This is a genomic window from Sphingobium sp. L-44 (assembly GCF_056859495.1).
In genome coordinates, this window is record NZ_JBSXOQ010000037.1 from 1 (window position 1) to 2,580 (window position 2,580).

A 2,580-nucleotide genomic window follows, 5' to 3' on the forward strand; every position below is an offset into this window, starting at 1 on the left:
GATTGCCGCCCTCCCATATCGGCGCCCGTAGGGCGGCACCACATAAAAGGGGCAGGAAAGCCTGCGAATAGCATCTGCTGGCATCGTACCGGATTTGTTCGCCCTTAGCGTGCAGATACGTCACTTTCGTGTAGTCACCCCCGATACAAGATTCCCGGCCGCTTTTCCTTCCCGCAAGACCCGCCGCGTGGCAATGCGAATGGAAAGCTGGAAAAGGACCAGTTGAGGGGGGTACGCAACCAGCGGAATGACCGGAAAAGGCCGGTTCTTAACAATTATCATAGCATTGTTTTTCTTTGCGCTCTTGCGATCCCGCACCGTTCGTCTAGTGTTCACAGACAATGTGACAGGGCCAATCCCTTCCGCTGGAAGGCCCAGGAGGCGCTGCACCGCATGGCCATGCCGCACCGGATGCGCGCCAAGCCGGATGGATATATGACAGAGAAGGCGACTGCGGAAAAAACAGAGACCCGGCAGGGTCCCGGAGCCGATGGAGATGAAGCTCTCTGGCTCAGCGCGATCATAGAGAATAGTTTCGACGCGATCCTCAGCAAATCCCTCGACGGCATCATCACGAGCTGGAATGGCGCGGCCGAACGCCTGTTTGGCTATCTGCGCGAGGAAGCGGTCGGCAAGTCGATCACCCTCATCATTCCGGAAGACCGGCTGCATGAGGAGGAGGATATCCTCGCCCGGCTGCGGCGCGGGGAACGGATCGAGCGGTTCGAGACCATCCGCCGCGGCCGGGACGGCCAGCTCATCGATATAGAGATCACCGTTTCGCCCGTCCGTAACGAGCAGGGCCATATCATCGGCGTGTCCAAGGTGGCGCGGGACATCAGCGAACGGCGGCGGCAGAGCGAGGCCCAGTCCCTGTTGCTGCGCGAAATGAACCATCGCATTAAGAATCTGATGACGATCCTGCAAAGCCTGATCGCCGTCGGGCGCAGGCGGTCGGAAAGCGTGGATGATTTCGCCGAACGGCTCAGCACCCAGTTGCAGACGCTGGCTGCGGCCCACCAACTTGTACTGGGCGATCTCAATGAAAACACCACGCTGGAGGACGTGCTGCACGCGATCCTCGCCCCCTATGGCGAAAACGGCACGCTCAGCCTGAAGATCAGCGACACTCCGGTTGCCTCCGGCGCGTTGACTTCGCTTGCGTTGATCTTCCATGAACTGGCGACGAATGCGGTCAAATATGGCGGCCTTTCGCATCCCGGTGGCAAGCTGACGGTGGAAAGCCGCGAGGAGGGCGACCATGTCACCATCCTCTGGCGTGAAATTGGCGGCCTGCCTCCCCCTGCCGAGACCGCGCCGCAGAACAGCCCGCAGGGCTTTGGCACGCGCCTGCTCCAGAGCGCGATCCAGGGGTTGCACGGGCGCTATTCCCGGCACTGGCGGGATGGTGTCTTTGAAATCAGCCTGTCCTTCCCGATCGACCGGCTCTGCCGATAAGGCAGAATGGACCCGGCCGATCAGATATCCGGCAGCAGCTGCTCGGCAAAACCCCACCCTTTGAGGGCGGTTGCGCGGGCGAGCAGGGTGTCGGCGTCGGCGACATCGAAAGGATGGGCGTTTTCCATGTCATCCAGCTCATCCCATCCAATCGGCACCGCTACCGGCGCGCCGGGACGCGCGCGGGCGGAATAAGGCAGGATGGCGGTGCTGCCGCGCTGGTTGCGCAGCCAGTCGATGAAGATGCGGCCCTTGCGCTTTGCCTTGCTCATCGTCGCAACGAAGCGGTCTAGCTCGGCCGTGCTCAGCGCCTCGGCGAAGCGGCGGGCGAAATCCTTGTGGGTGTCCCAGTCATGGCCGGGCGTCAGCGGCACCACCACATGCACGCCCTTGCCGCCAGACAGCATCGCGAACGAGACAAGCCCGATATCGCCAAGCCGAGCGGCAATATCCCGCGCCGCCGTCTTTACCACATCAAAGCCCAGACCCTCATCGGGATCGAGGTCGAAGATCATCCGGTCGGGCAATTCCAGCGCGTCGGCGCGGCTGCCCCAGCCGTGGAATTCGATCGTCCCCATCTGCACGCAGGCGAGCAGCCCGTCGGCATCCTCGACATAGATATAATCCTCGACCGCGCCGTCCTTCTCCCGCACCGGCACGCGATGCACCTGCGGCCCCAGTGCGCCGCCATCATGGCGCTGGAAGAAGCATTTCTTCGCGCGACCCTGCGGACATCGCACCAGACTGATCGGTCGATTGGCGGCGAAGGGCAGCATCAGCGGCGCGATATGGGTATAATAATCGGCCAGCTCGCCCTTGGTCTGGCCGCTTTCCGGAAAGATCACCCGCTCCCGGCTGCTGATCTTCACCGCACTTTCCGGGACAGGCGCGGGCGCGGCCGCGGGCTTTTCCGGCGTCACCGACCGCGCCTTCTTGTCAGCGCGCAGGCCCAGGAAGCTGCCATGGCGCACCCGCCCGTCGGAGGGCATAGCGTGGAAGGTACGCTAAACGATGGAGTGGATGGCTCCCGCTCACCGGCTGAGGCAGACTGCCTCGGCTGAAGAGCGAGGAGACGGACGATGAGTGAGATTGTCACGATTGGGCTGGATATCGCGAAGTCGG

General features: G+C 62.6%; 1 protein-coding gene and 1 pseudogene. One reads left to right on the forward strand and one right to left on the reverse strand.

The window, feature by feature from the left end; genetic code table 11:
• Window positions 1-393 precede the first annotated feature (393 nt).
• The gene (locus AC13EK_RS02650) at window positions 394-1,458 is read left to right on the forward strand and encodes a sensor histidine kinase (protein WP_483022008.1); all 1,065 of its coding nucleotides are present in this window, start codon (window positions 394-396) and stop codon (window positions 1,456-1,458) included.
• Window positions 1,459-1,478: 20 nt separating this feature from the next.
• Here the strand turns inward: AC13EK_RS02650 and ligD are convergent.
• Window positions 1,479-2,438: pseudogene (ligD, locus tag AC13EK_RS02655) on the reverse strand (non-homologous end-joining DNA ligase); the annotation flags it as partial.
• Window positions 2,439-2,580: the final 142 nt, after the last annotated feature.

Bases quoted from the DNA above. Each gene is read 5' to 3' on its own strand.
- AC13EK_RS02650 (WP_483022008.1), top strand. From the start codon at position 394: ATGGCCATGCCGCACCGGATGCGCGCCAAGCCGGATGGATATATGACA.